The 15,894-nt window shown below is 46.9% G+C and carries 16 protein-coding genes; 7 read left to right on the forward strand and 9 right to left on the reverse strand.

The genetic code is table 11. The annotated features are described in order from the left end of the window. The first annotated feature begins 10 nt into the window (after positions 1-10). On the forward strand, positions 11-736 hold the full coding sequence (locus FOT42_RS14310) for a head GIN domain-containing protein (protein WP_151891220.1): 726 nt from the start codon (positions 11-13) through the stop codon (positions 734-736). Positions 737-799: 63 nt separating this feature from the next. On the opposite strand, the gene FOT42_RS14315 is transcribed toward FOT42_RS14310, so the two are convergent. The 4 genes from FOT42_RS14315 to glgB form a co-directional block, all read right to left on the reverse strand. After that, positions 800-2,131, reverse strand: a complete 1,332-nt coding sequence (locus tag FOT42_RS14315) for an MFS transporter (RefSeq protein ID WP_151891221.1) — start codon at positions 2,129-2,131, stop codon at positions 800-802. Positions 2,132-2,242: 111 nt separating this feature from the next. Beyond that, entirely contained in the window at positions 2,243-3,052 is an 810-nt protein-coding gene (locus FOT42_RS14320; RefSeq protein ID WP_151891222.1) for a M48 family metallopeptidase, read from the reverse strand. Between the two features lie 39 nt (positions 3,053-3,091). Then, positions 3,092-5,491 (reverse strand): glycoside hydrolase family 31 protein, encoded by a 2,400-nt coding sequence (locus FOT42_RS14325; RefSeq protein WP_151891223.1) that lies wholly within the window; start codon positions 5,489-5,491, stop codon positions 3,092-3,094. A gap of 96 nt (positions 5,492-5,587) precedes the next feature. After that, on the reverse strand, positions 5,588-7,483 hold the full coding sequence (glgB, locus tag FOT42_RS14330) for a 1,4-alpha-glucan branching protein GlgB (protein WP_151891224.1): 1,896 nt from the start codon (positions 7,481-7,483) through the stop codon (positions 5,588-5,590). Positions 7,484-7,645: 162 nt separating this feature from the next. Here glgB and FOT42_RS14335 point away from each other — a divergent pair, with 162 nt between their 5' ends. From FOT42_RS14335 to FOT42_RS14355, 5 genes are all read left to right on the forward strand, one after another. Further along, positions 7,646-8,224 carry a collagen-like protein gene (locus FOT42_RS14335; protein WP_151891225.1) on the forward strand — a complete coding sequence of 193 codons (579 nt, stop codon included), beginning with the start codon at positions 7,646-7,648 and terminating at the stop codon, positions 8,222-8,224. A gap of 125 nt (positions 8,225-8,349) precedes the next feature. Further along, complete coding sequence (gene msrB, locus FOT42_RS14340) at positions 8,350-8,847, forward strand: peptide-methionine (R)-S-oxide reductase MsrB (protein ID WP_151891226.1); 498 nt, start codon at positions 8,350-8,352, stop codon at positions 8,845-8,847. 14 nt (positions 8,848-8,861) lie between these two features. Then, complete coding sequence (msrB, locus tag FOT42_RS14345; RefSeq protein WP_151891227.1) at positions 8,862-9,266, forward strand: peptide-methionine (R)-S-oxide reductase MsrB; 405 nt, start codon at positions 8,862-8,864, stop codon at positions 9,264-9,266. A 170-nt stretch (positions 9,267-9,436) separates the two neighbouring features. Next, a complete protein-coding gene (gene lpdA, locus FOT42_RS14350) occupies positions 9,437-10,825 on the forward strand; it encodes a dihydrolipoyl dehydrogenase (protein ID WP_151891228.1) in 1,389 nt (462 codons plus the stop codon). Between the two features lie 9 nt (positions 10,826-10,834). After that, entirely contained in the window at positions 10,835-11,116 is a 282-nt protein-coding gene (locus FOT42_RS14355) for a DUF3817 domain-containing protein (RefSeq protein WP_151891229.1), read from the forward strand. Here FOT42_RS14355 and aroQ read toward each other — a convergent pair. The 4 genes from aroQ to FOT42_RS14375 all read right to left on the reverse strand — a co-directional run bounded on the left by aroQ (position 11,108) and on the right by FOT42_RS14375 (position 13,335). Next, a complete protein-coding gene (gene aroQ / locus FOT42_RS14360) occupies positions 11,108-11,524 on the reverse strand; it encodes a type II 3-dehydroquinate dehydratase (RefSeq protein ID WP_151891230.1) in 417 nt (138 codons plus the stop codon). The two genes, FOT42_RS14355 and aroQ, sit on opposite strands and share 9 nt — an antisense overlap. An 83-nt stretch (positions 11,525-11,607) precedes the next feature. Further along, positions 11,608-12,120, reverse strand: a complete 513-nt coding sequence (locus FOT42_RS14365; protein ID WP_151891231.1) for an outer membrane beta-barrel protein — start codon at positions 12,118-12,120, stop codon at positions 11,608-11,610. Between the two features lie 150 nt (positions 12,121-12,270). Further along, a complete protein-coding gene (locus FOT42_RS14370) occupies positions 12,271-12,732 on the reverse strand; it encodes a hypothetical protein (RefSeq protein ID WP_151891232.1) in 462 nt (153 codons plus the stop codon). 78 nt (positions 12,733-12,810) lie between these two features. Continuing rightward, complete coding sequence (locus FOT42_RS14375; RefSeq protein ID WP_151891233.1) at positions 12,811-13,335, reverse strand: hypothetical protein; 525 nt, start codon at positions 13,333-13,335, stop codon at positions 12,811-12,813. Between the two features lie 239 nt (positions 13,336-13,574). Here FOT42_RS14375 and xerD point away from each other — a divergent pair, with 239 nt between their 5' ends. Continuing rightward, on the forward strand, positions 13,575-14,471 hold the full coding sequence (gene xerD, locus FOT42_RS14380; protein ID WP_151891234.1) for a site-specific tyrosine recombinase XerD: 897 nt from the start codon (positions 13,575-13,577) through the stop codon (positions 14,469-14,471). Positions 14,472-14,483: 12 nt separating this feature from the next. On the opposite strand, the gene FOT42_RS14385 is transcribed toward xerD, so the two are convergent. Further along, on the reverse strand, positions 14,484-15,791 hold the full coding sequence (locus FOT42_RS14385) for an NAD(P)/FAD-dependent oxidoreductase (RefSeq protein ID WP_151891300.1): 1,308 nt from the start codon (positions 15,789-15,791) through the stop codon (positions 14,484-14,486). Between the last annotated feature and the right edge of the window lie 103 nt (positions 15,792-15,894).

A 15,894-nucleotide genomic window follows, 5' to 3' on the forward strand; every position in this document is an offset into this window, starting at 1 on the left:
ACACAAGATCATGAAAAAAATCATCACACTCGCACTGGCATTGACCACCGTGGCCATCACCAACGCCCAATGGGGAAGAAAAGTAAAGGGGGACGGCAATGTGGTCACCATCGAACGCTCCGTAGGGGACTATGACGGTGTATCACTCGCTGGTTGGTTCGATGTGGACCTTGTGGCGGGCAACGAAGGGGAGATCACCCTGAAAGGGGAATCCAATCTTTTGGAGCACATCATAACCGAGATCAAGAACGGGGTTTTGGTCATCAAGACCGAAAAAGGCGTGGAACTGAAACCTTCCAATTGGAATTCAGGGATCCTGATCACCGTTCCTGTGGAGTCCATCAGTTCCGTGAGTCTATCAGGTTCTGGCGACATCGTGGGCAAGACCACCATCGAAGCTGAAAGTTTCAGTACTCGGATTGCCGGGTCTGGCGACATCAGCGTAACAGTCCAGGCAAAAGAGGTCGAGGCTTCGCTCTTTGGTTCGGGTGACATCAACCTATCCGGAAGGACCACGGATTTTGATGTAATGGTATCCGGTTCCGGTGACATCAAGGCGTATGAACTGGAAGCAGAATTTGTGAAAGCCACCGTTTCCGGTTCGGCCGATATCAAGGTTACTGCAAATCAGTCCATCGATGCCAAGGTTTCTGGATCGGGGGACATCCATTACCGCGGAAACCCTAAAAAAATCAATTCAAAATCATCAGGCTCCGGGGATATCTCCAGAGGATAACAGGAGTTTACCACCAATCAAAAAAGCAAAAAGGTCTTGACGAACAGTCAGGACCTTTTTGCTTCAGGTTGTTTTCCTTTCCTTGTTGACCCGCATCAACAAAAGGATGCCCACCACAAAGAAAAGCCCCAAAAAGATGGTACTGTTACGCATGCTACCGGTAAGTTGTGCAACGATGCCATATAGGAAAGTACCGATGATGATACCTATTTTTTCGGCCACGTCATAAAAGCTAAAAAACGATGTGGTGTCCGTGGTCTCTGGCAAAAATTTGGAATAGGTGGAGCGGGAAAGTGCCTGGATGCCCCCCATAACGATCCCGACCAGACCGGCAGCGATGTAAAAGTCCATGGGTGTCTGCAAGAAATAGGCATACACGCACAGTAAGGCCCAAACAATATTGATGAACACCAAAGTCCTGATGTTTCCATAGGCCTTTGAGGCCCATGCAGTGGCCGTGGCCCCGAGAATGGCCACAAGCTGTATCACCAAAATACTGGTAATGAGACCCGTAGTTCGTTCATTATCAGTTCCCCAAGCAATTTCTTCCTCCCCAAAATAGGTGGCGATGAGCATGATGGTCTGTACTCCCATGCTATACACAAAAAAGGCGCCTAAATAGCGTTTCAGACGTGTATTCTCCCCCAATTGGTGCCAAACGCCCTTCAATTCCCGAAACCCATTGAGAATGATGTGCTGCCGCTCCCCTTCCCTTTTATAGCCTTTGGGCAAATGTGCAAATGTATATTGGCTAAAGACGATCCACCAAATCCCTACGGAAATGAAGGAATATTTCATGGCCTTTATCTCGGCAATCTCTCCACCGCCGTCCGTTATCCCAAAAAGACCTGGTTTCATCACCATGATCAGATTGAAGACCAGCAATATCACACTCCCGATGTATCCCAAAGAGAAGCCCTTCGCACTGATGCGATCCTGCTGTTCCGGGTAGGCAATGTCCGGCAAATACGAGTTGTTGATGGCAAAACTGACCCAAAACCCTACCAGACCGAAAAAATAGCACACCAATCCAAAAAAGATGTTCTCCAAGGAAAACCAGTAGAGTCCAATACAGGAGAGCGCACCCAAATAGCAAAAAAACTTAAGGAACATTCTCTTGTTCCCCATATAGTCCGCAATGCCCGAAATCAATGGGGTGACGATGGCGATGAACACAAAGGCCAATGAGGTGACATAACTGATCAAGGGCGCCCGGGCAATCTCTCCCCCGAAGATGGTGACTTTCTCTATCCCGGCAGTACGGAACAGCAACCCATAGAAAAGTGGGAAAACAGCGGAGGATATCACCAAGCTGTACACCGAGTTGGCCCAATCGTAAAACGCCCAGGCATTCAACAGTTTTTTGCTTCCCTTCAATGCCAGTACCTGTTCCATAGACTTTCGTAAAAAATAAATGTCATTTCAAACTTAGTGAACATTGGTTATCCAAAGGATAAGATGTCCATTAGGTCGAAATGACATGGCTTGTTGTTGTTCGATCTCAATTTATTTGAATGAGGTCACCCCAAACTTTCGTGCTTCCTGCTTTGCAGCAGGTGCCCATGCGGTCAGGTTACTGATCCTGGTATCGTTGGATGGGTGTGTGCTCAAGAATTCTGGTGGTGCCTGCCCTCCAGAGTTGGCCTTCATGCGTTGCCAAAGTTTGGCCGCTTCGTCCGGGTTGTAGCCTGCAATGGCCATGATCTGCAATCCGATGCGGTCCGCCTCGGTCTCGTGTCCACGGCTAAAGGGCAACATGACCCCCACTTGGGAACCAATTCCGTAGGCCTGGTTGAACATATTTCTTTTTTGTGGATCCTGAATGGCGATGTTGCCTGCCACGGCTCCGATCTGCTGCACCATGCCCGCACTCATTCGCTGCGCCCCATGATCGGCGAGGGCATGGGCCACCTCGTGCCCCATGACCACGGCAACTCCGGTCTCGTTTTGGGTAATCGGCAGAATACCTGTGTAGAACACGATTTTTCCGCCAGGCATACACCAAGCATTCACGGTCTCGTCCTGTACGAGGTTATATTCCCACTGGTAATCCTTGAGATAGCCTGGATATCCATTGGCATCCAGCCAGCGTTCGGCCGCAGAGGCGATGCGCTGTCCTACCTTGGTGATCATCTGGGCGTCCGTAGTGCCCTTGACCACCTTGTTCTCGCCCAAGAATTCATCATACTGGTCAAAAGCCATCGGGAACATTTGGCTATTGGGATAAAAGTTCAACGTGCTCTTCCCAGTAAACGGATTGGTCTTACAAGAAGCAACCATCAGAAAAACAGTGGCTGTCAAAATCAATTTTTTCATAACAGTATCAGTGTTAAGTCTTAGGTAAATTACAAAAAATTACTTTCCGATAATGTGAAGTTCCGTGAAATCCTTGCTCACTTCTATGGAATTGTTCCCATTCAACTTGATGTCGTTGAGGTCCACTTCCTCATTGTCCACTTCCACTGTCCCGATGGTAAATGGAAGTCCGTGAAGTGTCAGTTTGAACTTCTCATAGGACGTAACATAGTTCCCGTCCTTGAACTGCTGGATGATGAGCTCGTTCTCCTTGCCCCTCAACCTGAACCTACGCAGGCTAAAACGTCCTTTTTTATAGTCGTAGCCATCCTGTTGGTCCTCATACACGATTGAATTCTCCGTACCCTCCTTGTAATAGACATCCAGGAACAGCTCGGTGATCTCTTTCTCTCCCACATATTGCTGTACGGGATATTTGGGGATGATGGCCCCTTCCTTCACATAGAGGGGAATCCTGTGGATCTCCGCGGGCACCCATCTTTCAATACCTCCTGCAACCACCTCATCGGTCCAGTAGTTGTACCAATTGCCCCGTGGGAAATACATTCTCCTGCCTTGGGCATTCGGCTCCTGGACTGGGCAGACCAGCATCTGCTCCCCAAAAAGGAACTCATCGGTCCTGAAGTGGGTCTGCGAATCCTCTTGATCATAGAACACCAAGGATTGCAGCATGGGCATCCCATCTTTGATGTATTTGTAGAACATGGTATAGAGATAGGGCAACAACTGGTAGCGCATCTCTATAAATTGCCTGACAATATCGGTGATCTCTTCCCCGAACGACCAAGGCTCTTGATCGCCGTGGTCCCCGCTGGAATGCACCCTGCAAAAGGGATGGAAAATGGCCAGTTGTATCCATCGGGCAAAGAGTTCGCCATTGGGTTGCTCTGCAAACCCGCCAATATCGGACCCCACAAAGGAGTATCCGCTCATGCACATGCGCTGCATCTGCACATTGGCGATCCAAAGGTGTTCCCAAGTGGCCACATTGTCCCCTGTCCATGTGGCACAATACCGTTGTGTACCTGAATACGCGGCACGGGTAAGGACAAAAGGTCTTCTTGGGAAGGTGAATTTTTTCACCCCTTCGTATGTGGCCCTCACCATTTGCATTCCGTAGACATTGTGTGCCTTTCTGTGGCTGCATGGATGACCATCATAATCATGGCGCACGTCCAAGTTGGCCGTTTTTGAGGGCACTTCCATGACGGCCGGTTCGTTCATATCGTTCCAGACACCCCTTACGCCCATTTCAGCGATCATTTCCTTGTAGAGACCTGCCCACCATTCGCGGACATCAGGATCTGTAAAATCGGGGAACTTGCACTCCCCGGGCCATACTTTGCCTTTAAAATGGGGACCATCGGCCCTTCGGCAAAAAAATCCATTGTCCATGGCCTGTTGGTACACCCAATAATCCCTATCTATCTTGATTCCCGGGTCAATCATGGTGATGACCTTGAAACCATCGGCCTCCATTTCCTCGATCATTTTCTTTGGATTGGGAAAATAGCGGTTGTTCCAAGTGAAGCATCTGAACCCTTCCATGTAATCGATGTCCAGATAAATGGCATCGCAGGGAATGTTCAGTTTTCTGAAGGTGGAGGCAATTTTCTTCACCTTGCGTTCCGGGTAGTAGCTCCATTTGGATTGATGGAAGCCCAAGGCCCATAAAGGTGGCAGTTCGGGAACCCCAGTAAGGTCAGTATAGGCTTCTACCACTTGGCCCATTTTGGGACCGTAGAAAAAGTAGTAGTTCATTTCCCCGCCATCGGCCCAAAAACTGGTGACATTCCTTTTTTCGTTGGCAAAATCAAAATAGGTACTGAACGAATTGTCGAAAAACACGCCATAGGCCACACTTTCCTTAAGTCCCACATAAAAAGGGATGGACTTGTAAAGGGGTTCCTGGTCCTTGCCATAGGCATAGGAATCCGTTACCCAATTGTTGATCCTTTTCCCTTTGAGGTTGGTGTGCGAAGCTTTGTCCCCCATTCCGTAGTAACTCTCCCCGGAATGACATATTTTGCTCATCTTCACGATGTTGCCCCCGTAATCAAAGTTTTCTTCCCAGTGGAATCCAAGCTCATCCTCGCAAAGGATCACTTCTTCCAAATCCACGATCTGGACCTTTAGGTCCGCTTTGTTGACATAGATCTTGATCTTGGAAGTGGTGATGACATACTCCGGGATCTCTTCCTTCACGCTGAGCTCATTGTACCCCAAGTTTACCCCATCGTTGATGGCATAGGAGAAGTCGGGCTCGAAAACATATTCCGTGGCATACCTGAACCGAACGACGCTGTCACGCAAAATGGTGACCTGCAGAATGACGCCGTTTTGGGTGGTAAAATAGATCTTGTCGCCTTCCTGTTTAAAGTCGACTATATGGTCGGGGTATTGATTGCCCCGCTTTTCAATTTCTGTATTGGTTATCATCTTTGGTCAATTGACATCCACAAAAGAAATACATTGGACCGAATAATTAAAACGATGTTTTGAACATAAATCCACTATATCGTTATAGTTCGGCCGTTATTTATAGACCACAACAGACAATGGGGGCAATGTCATCAAAACTGATTGCTCATGGCCGTTCCATGTTGTTTTTGATGGCTTCAGGGTCTTTTTGCCCATGCCACTGCCCGAATACTTGGCATCATCACTGTTGAACACCAACTTGAGCTGTGTATGCTTTGGCACCCCTACCCTATAGTCTTCACGGGGCACAGGGGTAAAGTTACAGGCCACGATCAGGTTGTCCTTTGGATCATTTCCTTTTCTGATATAGGTGACGACCGAGTTTTCCCTGTCGTTGTACTCGATCCATTGGAAACCATCGGGACTGAACTGTTTTTCGTATAGGGCCGGACTGGTCCTGTACAGCTTGTTCAGATCCTTGATAACTTCTTGGATACCTGAGTGAAAATCATATTGTGTGAGGTGCCACTCCAGGCTTTCCTGGAAATTCCACTCGGATGATTGCCCAAATTCCCCTCCCATGAACAGCAAATTGCCCCCTGGGTGTGTAAACATGTAACCGAACATGAGCCTCAAATTGGCAAAACGCTGCCATTCGTCCCCTGGCATTCGATACAAGAGGGATTTTTTTCCATAGACCACCTCATCATGGGAGAACGGTAGCATGAAGTTTTCCGTAAAGGCATAGGTCATACTGAAGGTAATCGCATTGAGGTCATATGATCGGTGGATAGGTTCTTTTTTAAAGAATTCCAAGGTATCGTGCATCCAGCCCATCATCCATTTCATACCAAAACCCAGTCCACCATAGTGCACGGGCTTGGTCACGCCCGAAAAGGCCGTGGATTCCTCGGCAATGGTCTGGACCCCTTTAAAACTTGCATAGACCTCTTGGTTCATCTCCCGAAGGAAGGACATGGCTTCCAGATTTTCATTGTTGCCGTACATATTGGGTTCCCATTCGCCATCTTCCCGTGAATAGTCCAGGTATAGCATGGATGCCACGGCATCTACCCGAAGTCCGTCCACATGGTATTGGTCCAGCCAAAACACGGCATTACTGATCAAAAAGGCCCTTACCTCATTTCTTCCATAATTGAAGATGAGGCTCTTCCAATCGGGGTGATAGCCCCTTCGCCTATCCGGGTGCTCATAGAGGTGGGATCCATCAAAAAAACCAAGTCCGTGGGCATCTTCGGGAAAATGGGACGGCACCCAATCCAAGATCACCCCGATGCCCCGTTGGTGGAACTTATCCACCAGCACCTTAAAGTCCTCAGGTTTGCCAAAACGGGAGGTCGGCGCAAAATAACCGGTCAGTTGATACCCCCAAGAAGGATCGTAAGGATACTCCATAACAGGCATGAACTCCACGTGGGTAAAACCCATTTCATCCACATAGTCCACCAATTCGTCCGCCATTTCAAGATAGGAAAGGGATTCCCAACCATTTTTTTTCTTCCAGGAGGCCAAATGTACCTCATAGACGGAATAGGGCCTGTCCAGCCCATTTTTTTCCTCACGGGTATCCATCCATTTGCTGTCCTGCCATTTGTGTGGCGCATCCCAGACCAAGGAAGCGGTATTCGGGGGCTGCTCACAATACCTCGCGAACGGGTCCGCCTTCTCTGTCCAAATATCGTTGTTGTGGGAATGGATCTTGTATTTGTACTTGGTCCCCTTGTCCACACCCGGAATAAACCCTTCCCAGATACCACTACCATCCCATCGCACATACAGTTCATGCTCCCCAGTGGTCCAGTAGTTGAAATCACCAATGACACAGACGGATTTGGCCGATGGCGCCCAAACGGCAAAATAAGTTCCCTTCACCCCATCCACTTCCGTCAGGTGGGAACCCAATTTGTCATACAGGCGGAAATGTTTCCCTGCCTTGAAAAGATCAATATCGAACTCTGTGAAAAAACTATGTGGGATTACCTTGGACATACTTGAGGATTTGACATTTACAATATTAAGCATCTTTGTCCAAGAATACGACTTTGACCACTTATATCGGAAAGAAAACAACATTTTTAAAAAATTGGAACGCTTTTTGATTTTCTTGTCATGACAAACAAAGAATGAAGAGAAATCCAAAATCCAAAAATCATGAATAGACTCAACACTTTTTTAGGGGCATTTTTAGTACTTTTTATCATATCTTGTGAAGGACCCGAAGGCCCTCCAGGACCTCCCGGTTTCGACGGTGCACCCGGCCAAGATGGACTTGATGGCATACAAGGTCAGGTAGTGGAAGTGGAAAACGTCAATTTTGGTTACGATGCGGAAGGCAATATTTTCAGCACCCTGATCAACTTTAGCGATGTGACCGACTTTGAAGTTTTTGAAGCAGATGCCGTTTTGGTTTACAGGTATGCCGGTTCCATCTCTTTGGACGATGGCAGTATGGCCGACTTATGGAGCCAAATCCCACAGAACTATTTTCTGCCCGAAGGGACCATCCAATATGTTTTTGAACACACTTTTGTGGACCTGGAACTGTTCATCGATGGTAACTTTGATCTTTCTACATTGAGCACCGACTTTACGGACGACCAAATTTTCAGGATCGTATTTGTGCCCAGCGTATATGCCGAAGCATCCAAAATGGATACCTCAAACATCGAAAATGTGATGTCCGCATTGGGCATACAAGAAAATCAGGTAAAGAAATTGGACTTGAACTGATTTTGACATAAATGTTTACCTTGAAGTCCCATTGGAGTTTCCAGTGGGATTTTTTTATTTTTCTCCTCAATAAAACTGAAAGGAAAAAAGTCCTGCTACGTCTAATAACTTAAAAAGTCGCATACATGGGAAAAAGATTGCTATTGATCGTACTGGTCGTCCTTTCGGGATGCAAGGGCCATACGCAGGAGAAAGAAAATAAAAAGAAAACCGAAAAAGAGACCACCTTCAAGGTGAACAAGACCGATGCCGAATGGCGTGCCGAATTGACGGACATGGAATATCAAGTTTTGAGAAAGGCAGCCACTGAACGGGCCTTTTCGAGCGACCTGTTGGACAACAAACAAAAAGGTACCTATGTATGTGCCGGTTGCGGCACGCCCCTTTTCAAGAGTGAGCACAAATTTGATTCCGGAACGGGATGGCCCAGTTTTGACAGGGAAATCAAGGGCAATGTAGCCTATGACGTGGATTACAATATCGGGGTGGCCCGTTCGGAAGAACATTGCGCAACATGCGGCGGACACTTGGGACATGTTTTTGACGACGGACCCAGGAATACCACCGGGAAAAGGCACTGTATCAACGGGGCGGCACTCGATTTTATTCCCGAAGGAAATTGATCTAAACCAAAACCATGGAAAAAAAATACGGAGTACAGAAAACCGAGCAAGAGTGGGAAGAGCAACTTTCCGCTGAAGAATATTACGTTTTGCGCCAAAAAGGCACAGAACGCCCCCATACGGGCCAGTACAATCTCCATTTTGAAAACGGTGACTATCATTGCAAGGCCTGCAATGCACTACTTTTCAAGAGCGACCACAAATTTGAGAGTGGTTGTGGATGGCCCTCTTTCGACCAAGCTGTGGAAGGGGCCATCGAATACATCCGGGACACTTCCCACGGCATGATCCGCACTGAGACCCTTTGCGCCAATTGTGGCAGCCATTTGGGCCATGTTTTCAACGATGGACCACGGGAGACCACGGGACAACGATACTGCATCAATTCCGTGAGCATCGATTTTGACTCTGCTGAATAGAGGCCCTTTACATTCTTGGACTAAGTAGGTTCGGCATTCCAAAAAGCTGATTTCACAAACAAAGCCATTTTTGCCTTTTTTCAACTTGGGATTTGGGGATGGTTTTCCGTACTTTTGCACCTGCCGCTTTTAGGCCGGCTTCAAATCTAACAACTAAAAATCACGATCTAATGAGCAAGTTTGATATAATTGTTTTGGGCAGTGGTCCCGGTGGATATGTTACGGCTATCAGGGCCTCTCAATTGGGTTTCAAAACAGCCATTGTTGAAAAGGAAAATTTGGGCGGTGTCTGTCTCAATTGGGGATGTATCCCTACCAAGGCCCTACTAAAATCCGCTCAGGTCTTTGAATATTTGAAGCATGCCGGTGATTACGGATTGAACGCCGAAAACGTGGGACACGATTTTGGTGCCGTGGTCAAGCGAAGCCGCGGGGTAGCCGATGGGATGAGCAAAGGCGTCCAATTCCTGATGAAAAAGAACAAAATCGAAGTCATCAATGGTTTTGGAACACTAAAAAAAGGAAAAAAAATCGAGGTAAAATCCGATAGTGGAACCACTGAATATTCCGCAGACCATATCATCATTGCCACAGGGGCGCGAAGCCGTGAATTGCCCAGTCTTCCGCAGGATGGTAAAAAAGTGATCGGATACAGGGAGGCCATGTCCCTTGACAAACAGCCCAATAAGATGATCGTTGTGGGAAGTGGTGCCATAGGTATCGAGTTTGCCTACTTCTACAATTCCATGGGTACCGAGGTGACCGTGGTGGAATTTATGCCCAACATTGTCCCTGTAGAGGACGAGGACGTGTCCAAGCAATTGGAACGTAGCTTCAAAAAAGCAGGGGTCAAGATCATGACATCGGCCGAGGTCACCAAAGTGGACACTTCGGGAGATGGTGTAAAGGCCACTGTAAAGACCTCCAAAGGTGAAGAAGTGCTTGAGGCCGACATTGTATTGTCCGCTGTCGGGATCAAGACCAATATTGAAAACATCGGTTTGGAAGATGTGGGCATCGCCGTAGATCGCGATAAGATCTTGGTGAACGATTACTATCAGACCAATATCCCGGGATATTATGCCATTGGCGATGTGACCCCAGGCCAGGCCCTGGCACACGTTGCCTCTGCCGAAGGTATCCTCTGTGTGGAAAAAATAGCGGGTATGCATGTGGAAGCCCTTGATTACGGAAACATCCCCGGATGTACCTATTGCATTCCCGAAGTCGCCTCTGTGGGATTGACCGAAAAACAGGCCAAGGAAAAAGGTTACGACATCAAAGTAGGTAAGTTTCCCTTCTCCGCCAGTGGAAAAGCAAAGGCATCCGGAAATCCTGATGGTTTTGTCAAGGTCATTTTCGATGCCAAATATGGAGAATGGTTGGGCTGCCACATGATCGGGGTAGGCGTTACCGATATGATCGCCGAGGCCGTTGTGGCGCGTAAGCTGGAAACCACAGGACACGAAGTATTGAAAGCCGTACACCCCCACCCTACCATGAGCGAGGCGGTGATGGAAGCAGTCGCAGATGCCTATGATGAAGTGATCCACCTATAAGAAGGCAATATGTTGAAGCTATTTAGGGCCACCGCCATTTTAGAGGGAATTTCCTATTTGTTGCTTTTTGGTATGACCATGCCCTTGAAACATTGGGCGGACATTCCCGAACCCAACAAATTTGTGGGCTATGCCCATGGGATTCTATTTATCCTCTATGTGGTCGTGGCCTTGATTTTTTGTTGGGAGCGCAAGTGGGGCATCAAACGGTACATTATCCTATTTGTGGCATCCCTGCTTCCCTTCGGGACCTTCTATGCAGATAAAAAATATTTGAAGGAGCTAGCCTAAAAAACTCTGGATGGCCAGATCATAACTCTGTAGGCCAAATCCCAAGATCACTCCTTTCGCCCCAGGCGATATGTACGAGACATGCCTGTATTCCTCCCGCTTATGGGTGTTGGAGATATGGACCTCAACAACAGGCGTCGTCACGGCCTTTACCGCATCCCCAATACCCACCGAAGTATGGGTATAGGCAGCGGCGTTCAAGATGATGCCGTCATAATCAAAACCCACTTTCTGGATTTTACTGATAATTTCCCCTTCAATATTGGATTGGAAGTACTCCAGTTCCACTTGTGGAAATTGCTGCTGTAACTGTTTAAAATAGTCTTCAAAAGTGGTACTCCCGTACACTTCAGGTTCCCGTTTGCCCAAGAGGTTCAGATTGGGGCCGTTGATGATGATCAGTTTCATACTGGTAAAAGTAGGATATTTTTAAAGCACAAAAAAAGCGGAAGTGATCACTTCCGCTTTTTATTTCATGTAATGGTACGGGTTTAATTGAACCTATACCCAGCACCAACGGTAAGGGTATTGATATCCACAAAATCTCCAAAATCTCCGCCTCTGGATACTTGGAAGCCATATCTTGCCTCCACAAACCAGTTGGAATCGATTTGGTAACCACCACCAATGGCGAGGTCAAGACCAAACTCACCATCAGGAAGATCTTCCAACAAGTAGTTGATCTGTGGTCCTCCTTGGATGTTGAACTTATCGGCAACCTTATATTTGAACATCACAGGAATGTACAACGAGGTTAGATCGTCCACAAAGCTGAAGAGCAAAGAGGGCTCAATGTCAAAATCCTCCGAAAGCTCAAAATTATAGCCCCCTCCTAGATAAAACCCTAGTTCACTGTCACTTGCATCCCCAAAAAAGTCATCGCCAGTGTCAACGCTGACAGATACATTGTTGAAACCGGCCTTGGCAGCAAAACCTTCTTGGCCATATGTGCTGATGGTCAAAACAAACACAAAAAATACCGATAGAACAAATTGTTTTTTCACGATAATATAGTTTTAGTTAATGTACAAATATAACAATGTCCTTCTTTAATCTTTTGTGGGAAAATTAAAATGTTTTGTTATGGGTCAATTTTCCCAGACATAAAAAAAGCAGGTTTTCACCTGCTTGATATTGTTTTGGAATGCCGTTCATCAATTTATGGCAAACTGTAGCCCAAAACCAAAGGCACCCACTTCATTTTCGCCCACTTCACTGAGCACCACGGAGGGTCTCCAATCAAAATTGATCACAAAGGGAATACCATCCACTTTAAAATCCATGCCCACATGTGGACGGAGGGCAAAAATATTGTCTGTGTATTTTAAAAAGATGATGCTGGGCCCCACACCGGCATACCAGCGCAGTCCCTTCGCCCCCACAAACTCCTTGTGGAAGGAATACAGAAAAGTGGCAATGGTGGCATTGTCCTCAAAACCCAGATCGGCCTGGCCCACATGGTTGTCTGAGAAGAAATACTTCCCTGTTGCCCCAAAAAAAGTGGCTTCATCATAAAGATCGATACCCAGACCCAAGGCCGCCTTGTAGTTGGTCTGTGCCTTAAGGGCTGTTGAACCCAGGGCCGCAATAGCAATAGCAAAAAGTAATTTTTTCATTTTTTTTTCGTGTTAAATTGGTTAATATTCATGGTTATCAACTGCTTTTTGGGGCTATGAACAGTTGTTTTTCAATATTTAGAACAAGAACAGAACTCCCAATGCCACCATGGAAAAATTCCCATCGTTGCTGACATTGATGTACGATACATTGAGTTCCGTGTTACCGGTTATATTATATCCCATCATAGGACGTAAATAAAGTCCTCCATCATTACCTTCATTGATACCCACGGCATAACCAACATCTGCACCCAATTTAAAATCATAGCTAGGGTATAGTCGCAAAGCCCCGGCAACGGGTATGAACTGTATGTCACCGAAATCGCCGGACACTGTAATTGGTCCTTCGGTATATTCAACTTCGCTGCCAAACGCATTGATGAAACCCGTTACAATACCGGCATCTATCAGTTCGGAAACGCCCCAGTGGTACCCAAGGTCCACTCCAAGGCTAAAACTTGAAAAATCCGATGCATCACCTACGGGAAGGCCTGCATGAACACCTCCTTTAAAACTAGTCCTGTCGACCTTTTGGGCCGTGGATGTGAAACTTATGGCAACCAAGGCAATGATCACCAATACAAATGTCTTTTTCCTCATATGTTAAAATTTTGTCAAGAACAAAACGTATTCTTCATGGATATAGTGCACATTTGTACTAAAAATCTTAATAAAGACATTCAGGATTTATCGAACACTGAAAGCCCGTTCAAAAAATCTTTCCGAAAATATTGAAACAACTTGTACTGATGCCATCCCATTTGACCAATGTGCCTTTTCAATTGACCGATGTGCCTTGTGAAGCCATATTTGATCATTTTTGTATCTATATTTAGTCCATGAACTGGAATCAGGCAATAGCGGATTATCAAAATTATTTGAAGATCGAACGGGGGCTTTCCAAGAATTCGATCGCCAACTATGTCCTGGACCTTCAAAAACTGATCGGCTACTTGGATGGGCATGAAATCAATGAAAGTCCAACCAAGATTTCAAGGGAAATTGTCCAACAATTTGTGTATGATGTGGCAAAAAACCTCAATCCCCGATCGCAGGCGCGCATCATTTCCGGACTGAAGGGGTTCTTCAACTATCTGATTTTTGAGGATTATAGGGTGGACAATCCGATGGACTTGATAGAGACCCCAAAAATTGGCCGGAAACTGCCCGATACCCTTTCCGTGGATGAAATCAATGATCTTATTTCTGCCATTGACCTCTCCAAACCCGAAGGCGAACGCAACAGGGCCATTTTGGAAACGCTTTATGGATGCGGGCTAAGGGTTTCCGAGCTGGTGAACCTGAAACTGTCCGATCTATATTTTGACGAAGGGTTCATAAAGGTCACGGGAAAGGGAAACAAGCAGCGTTTTGTGCCCATAAGCGACATCAATATCAAATACATACAACTTTACCATGATGGAATTCGGGTGCATCTCCCCATCCAAAAAGAACATGAGGATGTGGTTTTTCTCAACAGAAGGGGAAAACAATTGACCAGGGCCATGATTTTTACGGTGATCAAACAATTGGCTGCAAAAATCGGACTGAAAAAGAGCATCAGCCCGCATACATTTCGGCATTCCTTTGCCACCCATCTATTGGAAAACGGGGCCGATCTCAGGGCCATACAGCAAATGTTGGGACACGAGAGCATCACCACCACGGAAGTCTATATGCATGTGAACCGAAAACATCTCGCCAAGGTCCTGCACGAGTTCCATCCGCGGAAATAAAAATTGAGGGAGTTAATCCTGCATCAACTTACTACGGTCCGCTTGGTTCTGTTTCTTGAAGGGGCGAATGATCAATCGTGCCTCCCTATCAAAACGGATGTAATTGTAGACCCAATTGATGAAGACCACGACCCTGTTCCTGAATCCTATCAAAAAATAGAGGTGGACGAACATCCACACAAACCAAGCGAACACGCCTTGGAACTTGAACTTGGGCAGGTCCACCACGGCCTTGTTCCTTCCCACGGTGGCCATGCTGCCCTTGTCCCTATACACGAAAGGTTTCATGGGCTTTCCATCGATCAACCTCACCATGTTTTCCCCGAGACTGCGTCCTTGCTGAATGGCAGGCTGCGCCATCATGGGGTGTCCTTCGGGAAAGTCATCGGACTGCATTTGGGCCACATCGCCAATGGCAAAAATCTCCTCAAATCCTTCGACTTGGTGAAAATGGTTCACCTTCAACCGATTGCCCCTAGCGAGAATTTCCTTTGCATCCAGACCTTTTATGCCCACGGCCTGTACTCCTGCCGCCCATACCAATGTAGCCGTTTCAAAAACGGTATCGGTGTTTGTGGTGACGCATTTTCCATCATAATCGGCCACCCTGATATTTTTCCACACATTCACCCCAAGACCTTCCAGAAAGCGCTCGGCTTTTCGGGAGGCCACCTCGCTCATGGCAGGAAGCAACCTGTCCCCGCTCTGCACCAGATTAATTTGTGCCCTTCGGGTATCCAGATCGGGGTAATCTTTGGGAAGGATCCCTTTTTTGATCTCCGCCAGTGCACCTGCAAGCTCCACCCCTGTCGGTCCTCCTCCCACGATCACAAAGTTCATCAGTGCATCTCGTTCGTGAAGGTCGTCCGTTAAAAGGGCCTGTTCGAAATTTTCGAGGATCAAGCTTCTCAAGTTCAAGGATTGGGGAATGGTCTTCATGGCCATGCCCTTGTTCTGGATGCCCATGTTCCCAAAATAATTGGTCTCGGAACCTGTGGCGACCACCAGATAATCGTAGCGGATATCCCCTATATTGGTCAACACCCGTTTTCCTTGGGTATCTATTTCCAGCACATTGGCCAGCCTAAAATAGAAATTGGGATACCCCTGCAACACTTTTCGGATGGGATAGGCTATGGAATCGGGCTCAAGTCCACCTGTGGACACCTGATAGAGCAAAGGTTGGAAGTTGTGGTAGTTGTGCTTGTCCAACAAGACCACCTGGGCCTCCTTTTTGCTCAATTTTTTAGCCAACGCTATGCCTCCAAACCCACCACCGATGATGATGATCCTTGGAAAACTGGATTGTGGGATATTCATGCTTGACATGGCAGCAAATGTAAGTATTCCAAAAACAGGGCATATCATTTTGGTCCTGTTTTTTGATATCTTTAGTGCCTGATCTAAAAACTCCAAAACTAAG

Origin of the sequence: Flagellimonas hadalis (assembly GCF_007785775.2) — a bacterium.
GTDB classification, from domain to species: domain Bacteria; phylum Bacteroidota; class Bacteroidia; order Flavobacteriales; family Flavobacteriaceae; genus Flagellimonas; species Flagellimonas hadalis.

Bases quoted from the DNA above. Each gene is read 5' to 3' on its own strand.
- FOT42_RS14310 (WP_151891220.1), top strand. From the start codon at position 11: ATGAAAAAAATCATCACACTCGCACTGGCATTGACCACCGTGGCCATC.
- FOT42_RS14315 (WP_151891221.1), bottom strand. From the start codon at position 2,131: ATGGAACAGGTACTGGCATTGAAGGGAAGCAAAAAACTGTTGAATGCC.
- FOT42_RS14320 (WP_151891222.1), bottom strand. From the start codon at position 3,052: ATGAAAAAATTGATTTTGACAGCCACTGTTTTTCTGATGGTTGCTTCT.
- FOT42_RS14325 (WP_151891223.1), bottom strand. From the start codon at position 5,491: ATGATAACCAATACAGAAATTGAAAAGCGGGGCAATCAATACCCCGAC.
- glgB (WP_151891224.1), bottom strand. From the start codon at position 7,483: ATGTCCAAGGTAATCCCACATAGTTTTTTCACAGAGTTCGATATTGAT.
- FOT42_RS14335 (WP_151891225.1), top strand. From the start codon at position 7,646: ATGAATAGACTCAACACTTTTTTAGGGGCATTTTTAGTACTTTTTATC.
- msrB (WP_151891226.1), top strand. From the start codon at position 8,350: ATGGGAAAAAGATTGCTATTGATCGTACTGGTCGTCCTTTCGGGATGC.
- msrB (WP_151891227.1), top strand. From the start codon at position 8,862: ATGGAAAAAAAATACGGAGTACAGAAAACCGAGCAAGAGTGGGAAGAG.
- lpdA (WP_151891228.1), top strand. From the start codon at position 9,437: ATGAGCAAGTTTGATATAATTGTTTTGGGCAGTGGTCCCGGTGGATAT.
- FOT42_RS14355 (WP_151891229.1), top strand. From the start codon at position 10,835: ATGTTGAAGCTATTTAGGGCCACCGCCATTTTAGAGGGAATTTCCTAT.
- aroQ (WP_151891230.1), bottom strand. From the start codon at position 11,524: ATGAAACTGATCATCATCAACGGCCCCAATCTGAACCTCTTGGGCAAA.
- FOT42_RS14370 (WP_151891232.1), bottom strand. From the start codon at position 12,732: ATGAAAAAATTACTTTTTGCTATTGCTATTGCGGCCCTGGGTTCAACA.
- FOT42_RS14375 (WP_151891233.1), bottom strand. From the start codon at position 13,335: ATGAGGAAAAAGACATTTGTATTGGTGATCATTGCCTTGGTTGCCATA.
- xerD (WP_151891234.1), top strand. From the start codon at position 13,575: ATGAACTGGAATCAGGCAATAGCGGATTATCAAAATTATTTGAAGATC.
- FOT42_RS14385 (WP_151891300.1), bottom strand. From the start codon at position 15,791: ATGAATATCCCACAATCCAGTTTTCCAAGGATCATCATCATCGGTGGT.